The organism is Streptomyces sp. NPDC058751 (genome assembly GCF_042746485.1).
GTDB lineage: Bacteria > Actinomycetota > Actinomycetes > Streptomycetales > Streptomycetaceae > Streptomyces.
On the sequence record NZ_JBHYPZ010000032.1, the window covers coordinates 101436 to 116932 of the forward strand.

General features: G+C 71.7%; 15 protein-coding genes and 1 riboswitch. Of the genes, 7 read left to right on the forward strand and 8 right to left on the reverse strand.

The genetic code is table 11. The features are described 5' to 3' along the window. Nucleotides 1-328: 328 nt before the first annotated feature. The 5 genes from ACFW6B_RS27355 to ACFW6B_RS27375 form a co-directional block, all read right to left on the reverse strand. Nucleotides 329-1054 carry a transglycosylase family protein gene (locus ACFW6B_RS27355; protein WP_386599801.1) on the reverse strand — a complete coding sequence of 242 codons (726 nt, stop codon included), beginning with the start codon at nucleotides 1052-1054 and terminating at the stop codon, nucleotides 329-331. 2 nt (nucleotides 1055-1056) lie between these two features. Then, nucleotides 1057-1296, reverse strand: a riboswitch (cyclic di-AMP (ydaO/yuaA leader). A 136-nt stretch (nucleotides 1297-1432) separates the two neighbouring features. Then, complete coding sequence (locus tag ACFW6B_RS27360) at nucleotides 1433-2383, reverse strand: transglycosylase family protein (protein WP_386599803.1); 951 nt, start codon at nucleotides 2381-2383, stop codon at nucleotides 1433-1435. A 250-nt stretch (nucleotides 2384-2633) separates the two neighbouring features. Further along, entirely contained in the window at nucleotides 2634-3905 is a 1272-nt protein-coding gene (locus tag ACFW6B_RS27365) for a cytochrome P450 (RefSeq protein ID WP_386599805.1), read from the reverse strand. A gap of 196 nt (nucleotides 3906-4101) precedes the next feature. Beyond that, a complete protein-coding gene (locus ACFW6B_RS27370; protein ID WP_386599836.1) occupies nucleotides 4102-5106 on the reverse strand; it encodes a nucleoside triphosphate pyrophosphohydrolase in 1005 nt (334 codons plus the stop codon). A gap of 147 nt (nucleotides 5107-5253) precedes the next feature. Beyond that, on the reverse strand, nucleotides 5254-5913 hold the full coding sequence (locus ACFW6B_RS27375) for a SurA N-terminal domain-containing protein (protein ID WP_386599807.1): 660 nt from the start codon (nucleotides 5911-5913) through the stop codon (nucleotides 5254-5256). A 315-nt stretch (nucleotides 5914-6228) separates the two neighbouring features. Here ACFW6B_RS27375 and ACFW6B_RS27380 point away from each other — a divergent pair, with 315 nt between their 5' ends. The 4 genes from ACFW6B_RS27380 (at nucleotide 6229) to ACFW6B_RS27395 (ending at nucleotide 10496) form a co-directional block, all read left to right on the forward strand. Further along, the gene (locus ACFW6B_RS27380; RefSeq protein WP_386599810.1) at nucleotides 6229-6588 is read left to right on the forward strand and encodes a hypothetical protein; all 360 of its coding nucleotides are present in this window, start codon (nucleotides 6229-6231) and stop codon (nucleotides 6586-6588) included. Nucleotides 6589-6742: 154 nt separating this feature from the next. After that, entirely contained in the window at nucleotides 6743-7039 is a 297-nt protein-coding gene (locus ACFW6B_RS27385; RefSeq protein ID WP_386599812.1) for a hypothetical protein, read from the forward strand. 89 nt (nucleotides 7040-7128) lie between these two features. Beyond that, nucleotides 7129-8997, forward strand: coding sequence for a hypothetical protein (locus ACFW6B_RS27390; RefSeq protein WP_386599814.1), 1869 nt, complete (start codon nucleotides 7129-7131; stop codon nucleotides 8995-8997). A gap of 155 nt (nucleotides 8998-9152) precedes the next feature. Continuing rightward, complete coding sequence (locus ACFW6B_RS27395; RefSeq protein ID WP_386599817.1) at nucleotides 9153-10496, forward strand: hypothetical protein; 1344 nt, start codon at nucleotides 9153-9155, stop codon at nucleotides 10494-10496. 111 nt (nucleotides 10497-10607) lie between these two features. On the opposite strand, the gene ACFW6B_RS27400 is transcribed toward ACFW6B_RS27395, so the two are convergent. Then, complete coding sequence (locus tag ACFW6B_RS27400; protein ID WP_386599838.1) at nucleotides 10608-11330, reverse strand: HNH endonuclease family protein; 723 nt, start codon at nucleotides 11328-11330, stop codon at nucleotides 10608-10610. A 79-nt stretch (nucleotides 11331-11409) separates the two neighbouring features. Continuing rightward, complete coding sequence (locus ACFW6B_RS27405) at nucleotides 11410-12654, reverse strand: RNA-guided endonuclease InsQ/TnpB family protein (protein WP_386599819.1); 1245 nt, start codon at nucleotides 12652-12654, stop codon at nucleotides 11410-11412. A gap of 75 nt (nucleotides 12655-12729) precedes the next feature. Between ACFW6B_RS27405 and ACFW6B_RS27410 the strand changes: the two genes are divergently transcribed. Together ACFW6B_RS27410 and ACFW6B_RS27415 are read left to right on the forward strand one after the other, a co-directional pair. Next, a complete protein-coding gene (locus tag ACFW6B_RS27410; protein WP_386599821.1) occupies nucleotides 12730-13242 on the forward strand; it encodes a transposase in 513 nt (170 codons plus the stop codon). Between the two features lie 52 nt (nucleotides 13243-13294). Next, nucleotides 13295-13486, forward strand: coding sequence for an Rv0909 family putative TA system antitoxin (locus tag ACFW6B_RS27415; RefSeq protein WP_386599823.1), 192 nt, complete (start codon nucleotides 13295-13297; stop codon nucleotides 13484-13486). Between the two features lie 148 nt (nucleotides 13487-13634). On the opposite strand, the gene ACFW6B_RS27420 is transcribed toward ACFW6B_RS27415, so the two are convergent. Next, nucleotides 13635-14588, reverse strand: coding sequence for a hypothetical protein (locus ACFW6B_RS27420; protein WP_386599825.1), 954 nt, complete (start codon nucleotides 14586-14588; stop codon nucleotides 13635-13637). A 106-nt stretch (nucleotides 14589-14694) separates the two neighbouring features. On the opposite strand from ACFW6B_RS27420, the gene ACFW6B_RS27425 reads away from it, so the two are divergent. Then, nucleotides 14695-15354, forward strand: coding sequence for a TetR/AcrR family transcriptional regulator (locus ACFW6B_RS27425; RefSeq protein ID WP_386599827.1), 660 nt, complete (start codon nucleotides 14695-14697; stop codon nucleotides 15352-15354). Nucleotides 15355-15497 lie beyond the last annotated feature (143 nt).

The following is a 15497-nucleotide window of genomic DNA, read 5'->3' on the forward strand; positions in this document are numbered from 1 at the left end:
TGACGCGGTATGCGGGACTTCGACAGCCCCGCGGGATGAGCCTAACCGGCTCCCGGGGATCGGCCAGCCGATCGACCGCCCCGCGAGCGGATACGAGCCTACATATTGTTCCTGAACTGAACAAAAATGGAGGCAAAAAAACCCCGCTCCGGTGCGTGCGGGGGAACACGCGCCGGAGCGGGGAGCCCGTGGGGACGGGGACCTCGGCGGGCCCCCGCTACGGAGGTCCCGCGAAGGGGGCCGGCGACCTGCCGGGGGACGCGGAGCGGCACCGGAGCCATGGCCGCCCTCCGCCGAGAGCGGCCGGACCGGCCGGCGTCCGCCCTGCTCAGCGGAGGTGGAGCTGCTGGCCCGGGTAGATGAAGTCGGCGTCGGCGACGATGTCCCGGTTCAGCTTGAACAGCTTCTGCCAGCCGCCCTTGACGTGCTTCTTCTCGGCGATCGAGCTGAGGGTGTCGCCCTTGACGACCTTGTACTCGCCGTCGCCCTTCTTGACCTTCTCGCCGGCCGGGGTGGTGACGGTCTTCTGGGCGGCGGGGCGCTCCGCGGAACGGGACGCGGGCCGCTCCGTCGTACGGGTGGGCTGCTCCGTCGTACGGGTGGCGGGGGCGCTCTGCGAGCCGCCGGACGAGGACGAGGCGGAGTCGGACGGGGCCGACGGGGCCGAGCCGCCGCCGTACGGAGTGCTCGACAGGCCGACGCCGCAGGTCGGCCAGGCGCCCTTGCCCTGGGCGGCGAGGACCTTCTCGCCGATGGCGATCTGCTGCGACTTCGACGCCTGGTCGGCGGTCGAGGCGTAGGCGGTGCCGCCGTACGCGGCCCACGTGGAGGACGAGAACTGCAGTCCGCCGTAGTAACCGTTGCCGGTGTTGATCGACCAGTTGCCGCCGGACTCGCACTGGGCGACGGCGTCCCACTCGGAGGCGGTGGCGGCCGAGGCGCTGCCGGCCGCCATCAGCGGGGCGGCGATGGCGGCGCCGGTGACACCGGCGAGCGTGGCGACACGGGTGGCCTTGTTCGGGCGGCGGTGCTTGCCCTTGCCGGAGAACAGCATGGAGATCCCCTCACCGACGCCTGCGAGGTGAGCTGTCGGGTTCGGGCCGGTTGAGTTGCCCGGCCGCGCGCTTTCGGTCCCGTCTCCAGGACGTCCGGCACGCGGCTTCACCCCGAGCCGTTCCCGGGTGTCTTCCGACTCCCGGTCCCGGCACCTACCTTGGGTCCCCCGCTCCTGCCCACGGCGCATGACGCGACGACTGTTCCCGTACGGCCGTTGGCAGGATTCGGCGTTGCGACCGTCGGGGCCCGCTGTGGCGAGCGGCACGACCGTAAGCAGCCGATCGACGGAATTTCAAAGACGATCAGGGCTTCTGAGACTCATCTCTCAGTTGCGCCAAATGGGACATTCCACAGCGAACCATGACGCGAACTCCCGCTAGTTCTGCACCGCTTCACCGGTGTCGGCAATGCTCCGACCAGGGACGACGAGGCCGGGACCGCTGTCGTCGGCCGCCGTGTCCGCGGTGGGCAGATCGCCCCATCCGCCTTCGAGGCCAAGGGCGTCGGAAACGGTCCAGAGGTTGTCGATGACCTCCGCGACGTACTCGGCCCCGGCGGCTTCGGCCGCGGGGCTCGCGGCGTGCCGTCCGGTGGAGCCGTCGGCGAGGGCGTCGGCCGCGCTCTCCGCGGCGTCCCCGCCCCGGTGCCGTCCGCTGCCGGCGCTCGACGCGTCGGACGGGGCCGAAGAGGCACCCTTCTTACCGGACTTGGCCGATTCATCACCCTTGTCGACCTTATCCGAATCGTCGGGGCTCTGCGAGGCGCTGGGCGTCGCGGTGGCGCCGGTCGCGTCCGAGGAACCGTCCGCATCCCCCGAAGCGGACGCCTCGCCCGAAGGGGACGAGCTGGGCGAAGTCGCCAAACCGGACGAAACGTAGGAGCCGGAGTCGCTCTCGGCGCTCGACGAGTCGCCGGCCACGCCCGTGTCGACACTGACCTCGCCCGAGCTCTTGCCCTTGCCGAGCCCGGAGAGCGGTCCGCAGGTCGGCCAGGCCGCGAGGCCCGTGTCGGCGAACACCTTCTCGGCGACGGCTATCTGCTGCGAGCGGCTGGCCTGGTCCGGGCTCGGGGCGTACTCGAGGCCGCCGTGCGTCTCCCAGTTCTCCTGGTCGAGCTGGAGGCCGCCGTAGTAGCCGTTGCCCTGGTCGGAGCTCCACGCGCCGCCGCTCTCGCACTGCGCCACCTTGTCCCAGGTGTTCCCGTCGGCCGCGCTCGCGCTCGCCGCGGCGAGCAACGGGATGGCGATCGCCGATCCGGTCACCCCTGCGGCGACGATGAGTGCCGGGGCCTGGCGAGGGCGACGGTGACGGCCGTTCCCGGAGAGCATGCGAAAGCCTTTCGAGTGACAGCGGGGGAGCACCACGGCCCCTGCCTGAACGAGAAGCGCAGGCGCCGCGTTGATGGGTGAAGGTAGTCGCACTCCAGCGCTGGTTACAAGTCGATGCAGTACTGATCACGCGAAGATCACAGATTTGATGGAGCATCATGTTCCGCTGGCATCAAGGGCGCTCTTTCCGGTATGCGGAAGAGCCTCTTCGGCGCGGACGCCGAAGGGTCGCCGATGCACCCATCAAGTCCTATTTGACCGGGGTGAATTCCACAGGAAGCGTCCGCAAACCGCGCATAATGAGCCCTCCGCGCCAGCGCAAATCGGCCGATTCTCCGGCGAGTTGGATGTCGGGGAGGCGGCTGAGGAGCGTACCGAGCGCGGTCTGCCCCTCCAGCCGGGCGAGCGGCGCGCCGAGGCAGTAGTGGATGCCGTGGCCGTAACCCAAGTGCTGAAGGTCACGTCGGGCGAGATCGAGCGTGTCCGGCTCCTCGAAGCGTTCGGGATCGCGGTCCGCGGCCGCGAGGACCACGAGCACGGGGTCGCCTGCCGCGATGTCCTGCCCGCCGATCCGCACGTCCTCGGTCGCGAACCGCCAGGTGGCCAGTTCCACGGGCCCGTCGTAGCGCAGGAGTTCCTCCACCCCCGTCTCCAGCAGCCCGCTCTCCCCGGCCGCGAGGGAGGCCTGCAGGAGCTCCCGCTGCCCGGGATGGGTGAGCAGGGCGTGCATCCCGTTCCCGATGAGGTTCACCGTCGTCTCGAATCCGGCGAAGAGCAGGATGAAGGCCATGGCGGCGGCCTCGTTCTCGGTGAGGTGCTCGCCGTGGTCGGAGGCGCGGATGAGACCGGAGATGAGGTCCTCGCCGGGCTCGGGCTCCGCGGTCAGCGCCTCGCGCTTGCGGTGGATGAGTTCGGCCAGATACCCGCGCATCTTCTTCACGGACCGGGCGACCCCGCCCCTGGGCCCGCCGCCGTGCCGGATCATCATGCCCGCCCAGTCCCGGAAGTCGTCCTGGTCCTCGCGCGGGACGCCGAGCAGGTCGCAGATGGCGTAGATGGGGAGCGGGAAGGCGAACTCGTGGATGAGGTCCGCGGAACCCCGGGACGCGAAACCGTCGATGAGCTGATCCGTCAGCTCCTGCACCCGGGGAGCGAATTCGGCCACGCGCCGGGGCGTGAACGCCTTGCTGACGAGCCGCCGCAGCCGGGTGTGGTCCGGCGGGTCGATGTTCAGCAGATGCGTCATGAGCTCGGCCTTGCGCTCCCCGGGAATCCCGGTCCGGCCCTTCGCGTGCGCGGGCTCGTCGTGGTGCGCGGGGTTCTTGGACAGCCGCTGGTCGGCGAGCGTCTGCCTGGCGTCGGCGTACCGCGTGACGAGCCAGGCCTCCACCCCGCTGGGCAGCCGCGTGCGGTGCACGGGCGCGTGCTCCCTGAGCCAGGCGTAGGCCGGGTAGGGGTCGGTGGCGAACTCCCAGGTGAAGAGTTCGGGGGCGGCGCTGGCGGAGGCTTCGTGCTCGGTCACTCCTCGACGGTATCCGCAGCGGCGCGCACGCCCCTGACCGCCGTGTCCACGAAAGACGGCACCCTCCCGGCGGCCTCACCACCGCCGCGCCCACGGAAACCGGACCTCCGGCCGCCACGCCCGCCCCGTCAGCCTTCCCCGCGTCTGTCCCCCGCCTTTCTCCCCTCCCTTTCTCCCCTCCCTCTCTCCCCTCCGTCTACTCCCCCTCCGGCTCTCTCCCCTTCGTCCCGTTCTCCTCCGCCCCGCGGATCGCGTCGCGGTACGTCCGTGCCGCCGCCCGCAGCGCCGTCTCGGGGTCGACGCCCGCCGCCTCGGCCCGGACGGCCATCGCCAGCAGTTCGTACCCCACGCCCTCGCCCGCGGGCAGCGGAACGTCGAGCCCCGCCGTACGCGCACGGGACGACAGCTTGGCCGACAGGGCCAGGCCCGGCTGGCCGAGCGGGATGCCCTCGGTTATGGAGGTGCGCCGCTTCTCCACCGCCTTGGTGCGCAGCCAGTGCTCCTTGACCTCCTCGGGCGTCGTGGCCGTCTCGTCGCCGAAGACGTGGGGGTGCCGGTGGATCAGCTTGGCGACGATCCCGCCGGCCACGTCGTCGATCGAGAACGGGGCCTCCGTGTCGTCCTCGGCGATCCGGGAGTGGAACACGACCTGGAGCAGGACGTCACCGAGCTCCTCCCGCAGCTCGTCCCGGTCCCCCTCCTCGATGGCCTCGACGAGTTCGTACGCCTCCTCCAGGCCGTACTTCGCCAGGCCCTCGTGCGTCTGCCGGGACGACCAGGGGCACTCGGCGCGGATGCGGTCCATCACCTGGACGAGGTCGAGCAGGCGCGCGCCCGGCAGGTCGTACGAGGCGGGCAGCAGCTCCAGGTCCGGCATCCGTGTGCGGCCGGAGCCCGCGAGGCGGGCCAGACCGTCGGTGAGCCGGGGTTCGCCCTCGCCGGTGGCGACGACGACCACCGAGCGGCCGCCGGCGCACACGTCGACCAGTTCCCGCGCGGTCGGGGACTCCTCATCGACCCCGATGCCGGCCTCGCGCAGATACGGGACCTGCGGGTGCGCGCCGTCCGAGCACAGGACCCGGTCCGCGCCGTGCAGCGCCTGCCAGGCCGGCCAGGAGAGCAGGCCCGGCGCGACCCGGTGGCTGGTGGTGAGCAGGACGATGCGGCCGGGGTCGGCGGAGCCCGCGCCGTCGGCGGTCACATCGGCCGCGGTCCGCTCACCGCCCTGAGCGGAGCCCGTCGGTTCACTGGTTGCGTTCACCCCTCGAACGTAACCCACGCCGCCGACACCCCCGGAGTTGTCCACAGGGCCCGTCGCCGCGGCCGGTCCGCCGCCCTCGGCGGCGGTTCACGCGGGCTGTCGGCCCGCCGCCGCGGAGACCTCGCGCACCCACGGCGTCTTCGCGTCGACGCGGCTGCTCTTCTGGACGTCCCAGGTGCCGTAGCGCGGGTTCAGGTCGACGTGGAGCTGCTTGGAGGCGGCGGACATCGCCTTCCAGAAGGCGGCCTTGCCGTCGGGGGTGTTCATGTCGACACCGAGCGCGGTGGCGAGCTTGCGGGCCTCGATCTCGGTACGCAGGCTTTCGTCGAGGCGCCCGGGCGCCACGCCGTAGTTCGACAGCCAGGCCGCCTCCAGCGCCGCCGAGCCGCCCGCCTGCTGTTCGAGGGCCGACCGCATCTCCTGCGAGTCCTTGCGCGTGACCTTCACCCCGGCGTTCTCGGCCGCCCGGTCCAGCACCCGGTCGAGGACCATGCTGTGCAGGGTGTCGCGGGTGAGGGTGCCGGTGCTCGCGACGACCTGCGCGTACTGGGCGTCGTCCTTGCTGGCGGCCCGCTGCGCCGAGCGCACCTCGTCGACCCGGTCCTGCAGCTGCGCGACGGTGATCCGGCTGTCGCCGACGACGGCCGCCGCACCCGGATGGGCATCGCTGCCGCACGCGGTGAGCAGAGGGGCCGCGGCGACGATCGCGGCGGAGAGGACGAGCGCGGTGCGACGGCGGCGGTGCAAGGAAGCCTCCCGAGGAGATTGTGCGACGGTGCACAAAGTCTTGCGGTGATCGATGGTAGGCAGTGGCCCGTCTCTCGGCCAGCCATTCGACCAACGATTCACGACGACTTCGGGCACCGCCGGGGACTCCCCGCCCCGCGGAACGCCCAGGGTCCGCCCGTACGGGTGACCGCGGCCGTCGCCCGGATCGTGACCTCTCTGAGCAGGCGAACATGCGCGCATGTGCCCCGCAGGGTGGGAACATGGCGGTCCCGAGTCGTTTTCTCGGGAGCCCGGGAATCGTCTCGGGGGGTTCATGGGGTAATCGGGGGTGCGATGCACAAGCGCTTGGAAGCCGGCTGGTTCCAGCGGCTGGCGTGGTCCGTTCTGGCGGTCGGATCGGTCGGTCTGCTGGTGTGGCTGCCTTTCCTGTACGTGGCCATCCGCCGGGGGCGGGGATCCGACTGGGGTGCCTTCGGCGCGTTCGCGCTGTACGAGGTGGGGTCACTGGCGTTGGCGGACCTCCCGGAGGGCACGGGAGAGACGACCTTGGGCCTGGTCGCCATCGCCAGCCTGGGCCTGGCCGTGTGGCTCCTGCTGGGCCCGTTGTTCGACAAGCCCACCCCGAGGAACGCCATGGCCGGAGCGGGCGGCCCCTGGCCTGCCCAGGCACCCGGCAACCCGTACATGCGCTGACGCCGCCCGGCGCGGCCCCGCGAGAGGGGCCCGCCGGTCACGCGCCGGGGCCGCCGCGGGCGGCGGCCCCCTTTCGCACCACGGCAACTCCCCACTCGCGCCGAACAGATCGCCGCCGAGCGGGTGTCCGCGTACGAACGGTGAGGGAGGCGGCGTGGACCGGGACTCCACGGGTGCGTGGTGGAAGGGGCTCGCTCGCCGGACGGCCTTCGCCGTACTGGCGTCGGCCCTGCTCTCGCTCCTGGTCTCGGCCGTCCTCCTCGGTCTTCCGCACGGCTGGAGCACGGCCACGTCCTGGGCCGACATCACCCTGCGCTCGTCGTGGATCGCCGGCTTCCTCGTCCCGGCCACCGCCGTCACGCACCTGGCGCTCCACGTCCGCCCCGGGAGGCCGCGGCCACACGGTCACCACCGGCCCCGGTCCTTCATGCGGGACGGCCGGCACCGCTGAGCCGGTACCGCAGAGCCGGAACCCGCCGCACGTACCGGTGTCGGACCCGGTCGCTATGGTCGGCGCACCTGACCGATCGAGGAGTGCGCATGAGATCTCCGGCCGAGCTGGACGACGTCCGGTGGTCCGAGCTGACCCACGCCTACGGCCCCGCCGAGGACGTGCCCGAGCTGATCAGGGCGCTCTACGAGGACGACGAGGAAGCCGCCGACGAAGCGGTCTGGGAGCTCTTCGGCAACATCCACCACCAGGGCACGATCTACCAGGCATCCGCCCCCGCCGTCCCCTTCCTCGCCCATGCCGTGCTGCACGCGCCGCGCAAGCGCGAGGACCTGCTGATGCTGCTCGCCGTCCTCGCCGACCACGACCCCGCCTTCGTCGAGTCCCCGCACTGGCCCGGCAGTCACATCGACGCGATCTGCGCGGAGCTCCGCGACGTGCTCCCCGGGCTGCTGCCGTGCCTGGAGGACCCCGAGCGCGGGGTGCGCCGGGCGGCGCTCCGTACGGTCGCGGCCGTGGCCGACCTACTCCCGGACGAGTCGCGGGCCCTGGCCGTCGAGCGGGTCGACGCGCTCTACACCGACGATCCCGTCCCGGCGATACGGGCGGACGCCCTGATCGTCCTGAACCGGTTCGGCCGGACGCCGGAGCCCCTGGACAGCCCGCTGCCCGAGGTCAGGCTGACCGCGGCCCAGCTGGCCGCGGAACGGTCCGGGCCGCCGTACGCGCCGGAACTCGTGGAGATATTCGCCGAGGACGGCGCCGAACCCGACACCGGGTACGACGACTTCCCGTGGTCCGACTCCACCACCCGGGAGCAGCGGCTCACCGACCTGCTCACCCGGGACCCGGACGTCGCACTCACCGTGGCCGCGCGCTGGATCGGGGCCGGAGACACCGGCTCACAGGGCTCCTGGCTGGCGGGAACCGTCGCCGACGGCTGGCGCGACAGGGAACACGAGGTCCTGGACCTCCTGCTGACCGCCCTCCCCCATGCGAAGGACACCGACGCCCTCCACACCCGCCTCCGCGTGATCGGGCACTGGATCGACCTCCTGCCCGAGCCGGACGCCGACCTGCGGGACACGCTGCACCGCCATGCCGGCGCCGGCGACGAGACGGCCGAACCGGCGCTCCTCGCCCTGGTGCACTCCCGCGACCCCCGCGCCCTGGACCTGGTGCTCGAACACCCCACCTCGCTCTTGCTCGAAGCGGCGGCGCGGCGCTTCCCGGACGCCGCCGACCGGCTGATACCCGTGATCCGCCGAGAGCTGGCCGCGGGCGCCACCGGCAACGACGGCATCGCCCTCGTCCAGGCCCTGACGCCGTTCGGCACCGCCGCGGCCGTCGCCGCCCGGCCCGAACTGACCGACTGCCTGAGGACCCGCCGCGCCGCCATCGTCGCCGCCCGCCGACTGGGCTCCCTCGGCGTACGCACGCCGGAGATCATCGACCTGCTGCTCGACGCCGCGCAGAGCAGCGACCCCTCGCTGAGGGGCTCGGCGGCCGCGGCCCACCACCGGCTGACCGGTGACCCCGAAACGGCGCTTCGCATCTACGGGGAACTGCTCTCCTCCAAGGGCCGGATCCACTGGTACATGAGCGGGCTGGAGCCGCTGGGCAGTGCCGCCGCTCCGCTGCTCCCCCTCGTCGAGCCCCTGCTGGAAGCCCGCGACGACTGGACGCGCAAGGCGGCCGCCGAGGCCCATCACTGGATCACCGGCTCCCCGGACCGCGCCGTCCCCGTCCTGGCCGAGCTGGCCGGCCCCAGCCCGGTCGGCCTCAGTGCCCTCAAGGCCCTCGCCACGGCGGGCCGTTCCCCGAAGGAACTGCGCCCGGCCCTCCGCTCCTACGTCTCCTCCCCGAAACGCCTGCTCCCCGACTCCCCCTTCTCGGGCCAGGGCCACCAGGACGAGGAACTCCGCACCGTCTCAAGGCTGTTGCTCGCGCTCGGCTGACGAACCACCCGGCGATCCGGATCACGGGGGGGGAGGCGGCAAGAACCACACGCCACACCTCCCTCCCCCACAACCTTCCACCCGAGTTCGTAGTCGAACTCCTGTCCGGTGATGATCGCTTCGCCGGAGTCACCTCTGCCCATCTGGGGGATGCAATGAGTTCTCTCTCCGCCGGACGCGGACTGCGTCGCGGATTATGTGCCGGAGCCGTGGGGGCGCTGGTCCTCACCGGGTTCGGGAGCGGGGTCGCCTTCGCCGGCAGTGCGGCGCAGAGCGACGCGCTGGCGATCCGGGCGCCGCGGAACGCGACGGTCACCGCCGCTCCGGAGGGCGGTGCGGCGCAGTACCGGTCGCTGGCGGTCGGTCTGACCCACGAGAACCGCGAGACCACCGTGACCGACGGGCGGCTGACCGTCGACGTCTCCGGGCTCGCCGGGGTCGCCGAGGTGGCCTGGCCCGGCAACTGCTCGCCGGACGACACCGGCACCGTCGCCGTGTGCGACACCGGAGACGTGCCGAACCGCCACAGCCCGAGCGTGCTGCTGAAGGTGCGGGCCGTCTCCGAAGCCGGCGTGGGGGCACAGGGTTCGATCGAGTACTCCGCCGAGGCCACCGGCGGCCCCGACGGCACGCTCGTCGCCCCGGGCGGCTCCGTGAGGACCTCCGTCACCGTCGCCTCCGGCGTCGACCTCGGCGTCAGCGCCCCCGAGGACGTCACCGGTGTCGCGCCCGGCAGCAGTCTGACCGTGCTGTCCTCCGTCACCAACACCGGCAACGAGACCGCTCACGGCTTCACGGTGTCGATGTTGTCGACGTACGGCCTCGACGTCTCCACCCGTTACCCGCAGTGCACCTCCACCGGACCGGGCAGCAGCGGGTTCACGCACGTGACCTGCTCCTTCGACACCGACGTCCCACCCGGCGCCACCGTGGAGCTGCCGGAACCGCTGCGGCTCGGCGTCACCGGCCACGCGCTGTACGAGCGGTTCGAGTACGGCGTCCAGCCCGCCGACGAAACCGTGGCCGACCTCGACGGCTCGGACAACAACCACACGTGGCGCATCGGCGCCGACAACACGGCCGACTTCAGCGTGAAGGGCACCCAGGTGAGCGGCGCGGCCGGTGACACCGTCACCACCGCCTTCCGCTTCGTCAACAACGGCCCGGCCTGGGCCGCCGACGTCACCTCCGGCGACCCGCTCGTCGCGATCGACTTCTACCTCCCCGAGGGCACCACCGCCACGTCCGTCCCCCGCACCTGCCGGACCACCACGGCGCCGGGCGACGCCCCGGACGCCGTCCACTACGTCTGCACCCTGCCGACCTGGACCACGCCCGACCTGGACGTCAGCTTCCCGTTCGTGCTGCGCGTCGACCGGGTCGTCCCTGACGCGACCGGACGCGTCGTCGCCCGGTCCTACTCCGGCGCGAGGCCCCTGAGCTTCGACCCGGACACCACGAACAACTCGGCCGTGGTGGTGGTCAACCCGTCCGTCTGACAGCCGTGAGGGGGCGGGCGGCGGCCCGCCCCCTTCCGTTTCCGTCCCGCCGCGGCGGGACGAAGGGGACGGGACACGGTCCCGCCTCCGACGAGCCGACGCCCTCTCAGATCACTTCGCGTGGAACCTCTCCGGCGCCTTCGTCGGGTTCCCGCCCGAGGGGAGCTTCTGTCCCGGACATCCGCTCAGCACCTTCTTCATGGCCGCCTTCTCGGCGCCGGTGACCCACAGTCCGTACTTCTTCTTCACCGCCACCTGCGCGGCGACATAGGTGCAGCGGTACGCCTTGTCGGGCGGGAGCCAGGTCGCGGTGTCGCCGTCGCCCTTGCTGCGGTTGGCGCTCGCGCCCACGGCAAGGAGGTTGAGCGGGTCGTTGGCCAGCGCTATCCGCTTGCTCGCGTCCCAGTACTTGGCGCCCTTCTGCCAGGCGTCCGAGAGCGCGACGAGGTGGTCTATGTCGACCAGGCTGCGTCCGCGGACGAAGGTGACGTCCGCACCGCCGTACGGATCGGGGTCGAGAACCCCGCGGGACACCTTGCACGTGCCGTCGCTGAACTTCACGTCCTTCAGGTCCCGTTTGAGGATGTCGTCACGCGTGTCGCACCGGTTCTCGTCGGTGTCGGCCCAGGCCGTGCCGAACCGCTCCCTGCTGTAACCGGTCTTGGGCGCACGTCCCTTGACGGCCAGTGAGTCCACGGCGGTGAGAGCCGCGCCGCCGGTCGTCGTCTCCCGCGGCTCCGCCGAGCCCAGGGCGTCCTTCTTGCAGCCGCCGGCGCCGGCGCCAACGACGAGCACCACCAGTGCGGCAGCGGCCGCCCGACCCCTCAGACGCAGCACGACGCCCCTCCTCACCTGCCCGGCCCGCCCCGATCGGACGTGATTCCCGTCTGCCCAAGTTGACGTGCTCCCTGGCCTAAAGTCCAGGGATTCCGGCCTGGGCCGTGAGGCCCTTCCGGGGGCTTCCTGCTTCACCGCGCTGTGCGGGCACGGGTGCCCGTCTTACCGGCGCTCCACAGGCGTTTGGCGTCTCCACCCGTCCGGCGGCGACGATGCGGCGTCCTTCGAAGAGAACGTTGCGTGCCGCGTTGTGGTCGCGGTCGTGCACGGCGTGGCACTCGCCGCACGTCCACCGGCGGACGTGCAGGGGCTTGGGACCGTCCCTGAATCCACAGGCCGAGCAGACCTGGGAGGACGGGAAGGCCCGGTCCATCTTGGCGAAGGTGCGGCCGTGCAGAACCGCCTTGTACTCCAGCATGCCGACGAACGCGGACCATCCCGCGTCGTGCACGGACTTGGCGAGCCGGGTGCGCCCGAGGCCGGACACCGCGAGGTCTTCCACATACACCGCTTGGTTGTCGCGGATGATCTGTGTGGATGCCTTGTGGTGCCAGTCCCGGCGCCGGTCCGCCACCTTGGCGTGCTGGCGCGCGACCTTGATCCGGGCCTTGGCCCGGTTCTTCGACCCCTTGGTCTTGCGGGACAGCTCCCGCTGAAGGCGTTTGAGCTTCTTCTCGGCCCGGCGCAGGAAGCGGGGGCTGTCGATCTTCCTGCCGTCGGACAGGACGGCGAAGGCGGACAGGCCGAGGTCGAGACCGGTGTCCGTCTCCAGAGCGGGGAGGACGTCCGGCACGGTGTCCACGACGAAACTGAGAAAGTACCGGCCGGAGCTGTCCTTGGTGACGGTCAGGGACGTGGGTGCGGCCGGAAGTCGGCGGGACCACTTGACCTTGAGGTTGCCGACCTTGGCCACGTACACCGTCCCGTTCTCCTGCAGGGAGAAGGCGTTGGTGTTGAGGCGGATCGACTGCCGGGCGTCTTTCTTCGACTTGTACCGGGGAGGGCCGACCTTCCGACCCTGCCGCTTTCCTCTGACCGAGTCGAAGAAGTTCTTGTAGGCGGTGTCGAGGTCCCGCAGGGACTGCTGCAGGACGACCGCCGACACGTCGGCGAGCCAGGCTCGTTCCTCGGTGCGCTTGGCTTGGGTGATGCGAAGCCGGGACAACTCCGCCGACTTCACATACGGCAGCCCTGCCGCGTGCGCTTCCTTCCGGTCGCGCAGACAGTCGTTCCACACCACCCGGGCGCATCCGAACGCACTCGCCAGCGCACGGCGCTGAGAAGCGTCCGGGTAGGCCCGGTAGTTGTAGCGGAGCTGCATACCCGCCATCCTATTGCGATTGACCTCATAGACGATTAGAACAGCTAAAGACGTGACAAGCATGCCATTTCAGCGATGCGCGTGCACTTGACCCTTGTGGCGAAGTGCCGGCACGGGGTGTTCGACGACGAGATGCTGCCGCACCGCGAAAAGATCACGCGCAAGGCCCGCAAAGGCTTCGAAGGAGAGCTGAAGGAGTTCAACGGCGAACGCGATCACTTCCACCTCCCGGTGCACCAACCCAAGGCCGCCGTCCCGAAGCCAGCCAACAACCTCAAAGGCACATCCGTCCGCCGGATACGACTGGAGACACTTCCCGGCCGAAGGCTGGGGAGAGTTCACCGGTCGGATCGACCGCGCCATCACACACGGACACCTGTGGCCACCCTCGCATCTCTCCGCATCGTGCGGCGGAGCGCCGTTGGCGATCGTCTGCCAATACGTCGAACAGCGAAAACATCCGCCCCAAAGCGCCCGCCAGGGCAACCTGGAGACACATTCACCCCCGGCATGAACGCCAGGGCTTTCTGCAAGGGTCCCGGTAACGGCCGCCATTCCATGGCCATACCAGCCACCAATGGGCAATAGGCGCAAGCCGGGCGTATCGTCGATCGTGAGTCACCTGCGGAAGGAGCTCTGGATGGGCATCTTCGACAAGTTCAAGAGCAACCGGGCCGCGCAGGACAAAGCGGCCGCCATGTCCGATGCCGCCGAGAAGAAGGCCAACGAGAAAACCGGCGACAAGTACGCGGACAAGGTCGATGACGCACAGCGGAAGGCCGAGGGCGCGATGGGCATGGACCGCGATCGCGACCGGCCCCCACAGTCATAGCCGGACACAGCCGGAACGATTCGAGAACCATCCCCTCCAGCCCCACCGCGGCGCACCCGCCGGGTGGGGCCGGTGCGGTCGGGGCGAGGCCCCGGACACGGCCCCGACGCGAGCCGCAGCGCTCCCCGGGCACTCCCCGGCGCGGGTCTCAGACCTTTCCGATCCCCAGCGTCGTCTCCGAGGGCAGCAGTCCCGAGCCGAGCACCGCGACCCAGAACTCGCCCAGCAGATCGGCCAGACGGGTGACGGCCTCCGGGCCGAGCGACCGCCAGGGCGCGGCGGCGAGCTCGTCGGTGTGACGCTCGACCCGGCTGCGCAGCTCACGGCCGGCCTCCGTGGCGATGCCGTCCTCATCGACCAGACCCCGGGCGGTCAACCGGTCCCTGGCGGCGGCCCACTCCCCGGGACTCCAGCCCCGGCTCTCGAAGCGCTCCACGGAGGCCGCGCCTATCGCCGCGAAGGAGACCAGCGATTCGGCCGGGTCCAGTCCCGCGACGAGCAGGGCCGCGAGGTGGCCGTCGCCGCGGTGCTCGCGCAGGATCGTCGCCGCGTGCCAGAGCTGGAGGTGCGGGGCCTCGGGCCAGGGCAACTCCGCGTTGGCCGCGGCGAGCTGACGGCCCGCGGTGTCCGCGGCCCCGGCGGCACGGCGGGCCAGGGCCGCGGCCTCGGCCAGCTCGGGACTGCCGACACGATCGCCGAGGATCGCGCGGTAGGCCCGGTCCACGGCCCGCTCCCGCGCCGCGAGCACCCGCTCCGGACTCGCCGTCCGCCAGGCGGAGTCGATGTGTTCGTCCACCATGTGCGGACTGAAGCTGTAGAAGGCGGAGGCCGCTCGTCGGCCGCCGACGGCCCCCAGCGGCGCCGCGCGGTAGGGGAAGTAGCTGGGCCAGCGCTCCTCGGTGCCGTATCCGAGCGCCGCCGCCTCCTCGAAGGCCTCCGGCACGTAGTACAGCACGGCGTGCAGGGGCTCCAGCAGGTGCCAGAGCCGGCGCACCTGCCCGAGGTCGACGCCCGCCCCCTCCGGCACGGCGCCTCCCCGCGCGTCTTCGCCCTTCACCGCCGCCTCGACGGCCCCGCTCGCCCCGCTCACGTTCCCGGACATGACCCCACCCCTCGTCACGTATCGACACGCTCCACAACTTGACACTGACAAGATTGCACCGGCCGCCCGAACTTGTCAACGACTAGATTCGGCGTACGCTGCTGTCATGAATCCCGCGAAGGCCGACCCGGCACCCGAGAGGGCCGACGGCCCGGTTCCCGAAAAGGCCGACGGCCCGGTTCCCGAGAAGACCGGCGGCCCCGCGCGCCCGTACCACCACGGGGACCTGCGCCGCGCCATCCTCGGCGCCGCCCTCGACGTCATCGCCGCCGAGGGGCCCTCAGCGGTGAGCCTGCGTGACCTGGCCCGCCGGGCGGGTGTCTCTCACGCCGCCCCGGCGCACCACTTCAAGGACCGTGTCGGCCTGCTCACGGCCATCGCGGCCGAGGGCTTCGGACTCCTGGCGACCGCGCTCGGCGACGCCGAGGACCTGCGCGACGCGGGCGTCCGCTACGTACGCTTCGCGCGGGAGCACCCCGCCCACTTCCAGGTCATGTTCTCCGCGGAACCGCTCCGCGACGACGACCTGGAGCTCACGACGGCCCGGACGCTCGCCGGAGGGCGGCTGCGGGCCGCCGTGTCTGCGGTCCCCGCGGAGGGCCGCGGCCCCGACGCCCGTCTCGCCGGCATCGCCGCCTGGTCCCTCGCCCACGGCTTCGCCACGCTCCTGCTCGGCCACAACCTGGACGGCCAGGTGGGCGGGCAGGACCCCGAGGAGGTCTTCCGCGCCCTGACGGGCATGCTGTTCCGCCCCGAACGGCCCTGACCCGCCCTGAACTCCTCCCGCGAACGCGCGGGGGCCGGGGCGCCGGGCGTGGCGCGGCCCCCGCCCCCGCCCCACCACGCCCCCCCGCCGCAGCCCCACCCCCCCGCCAACCTCAACCCCCGGCCGGCCGCGCCGCGAACGAC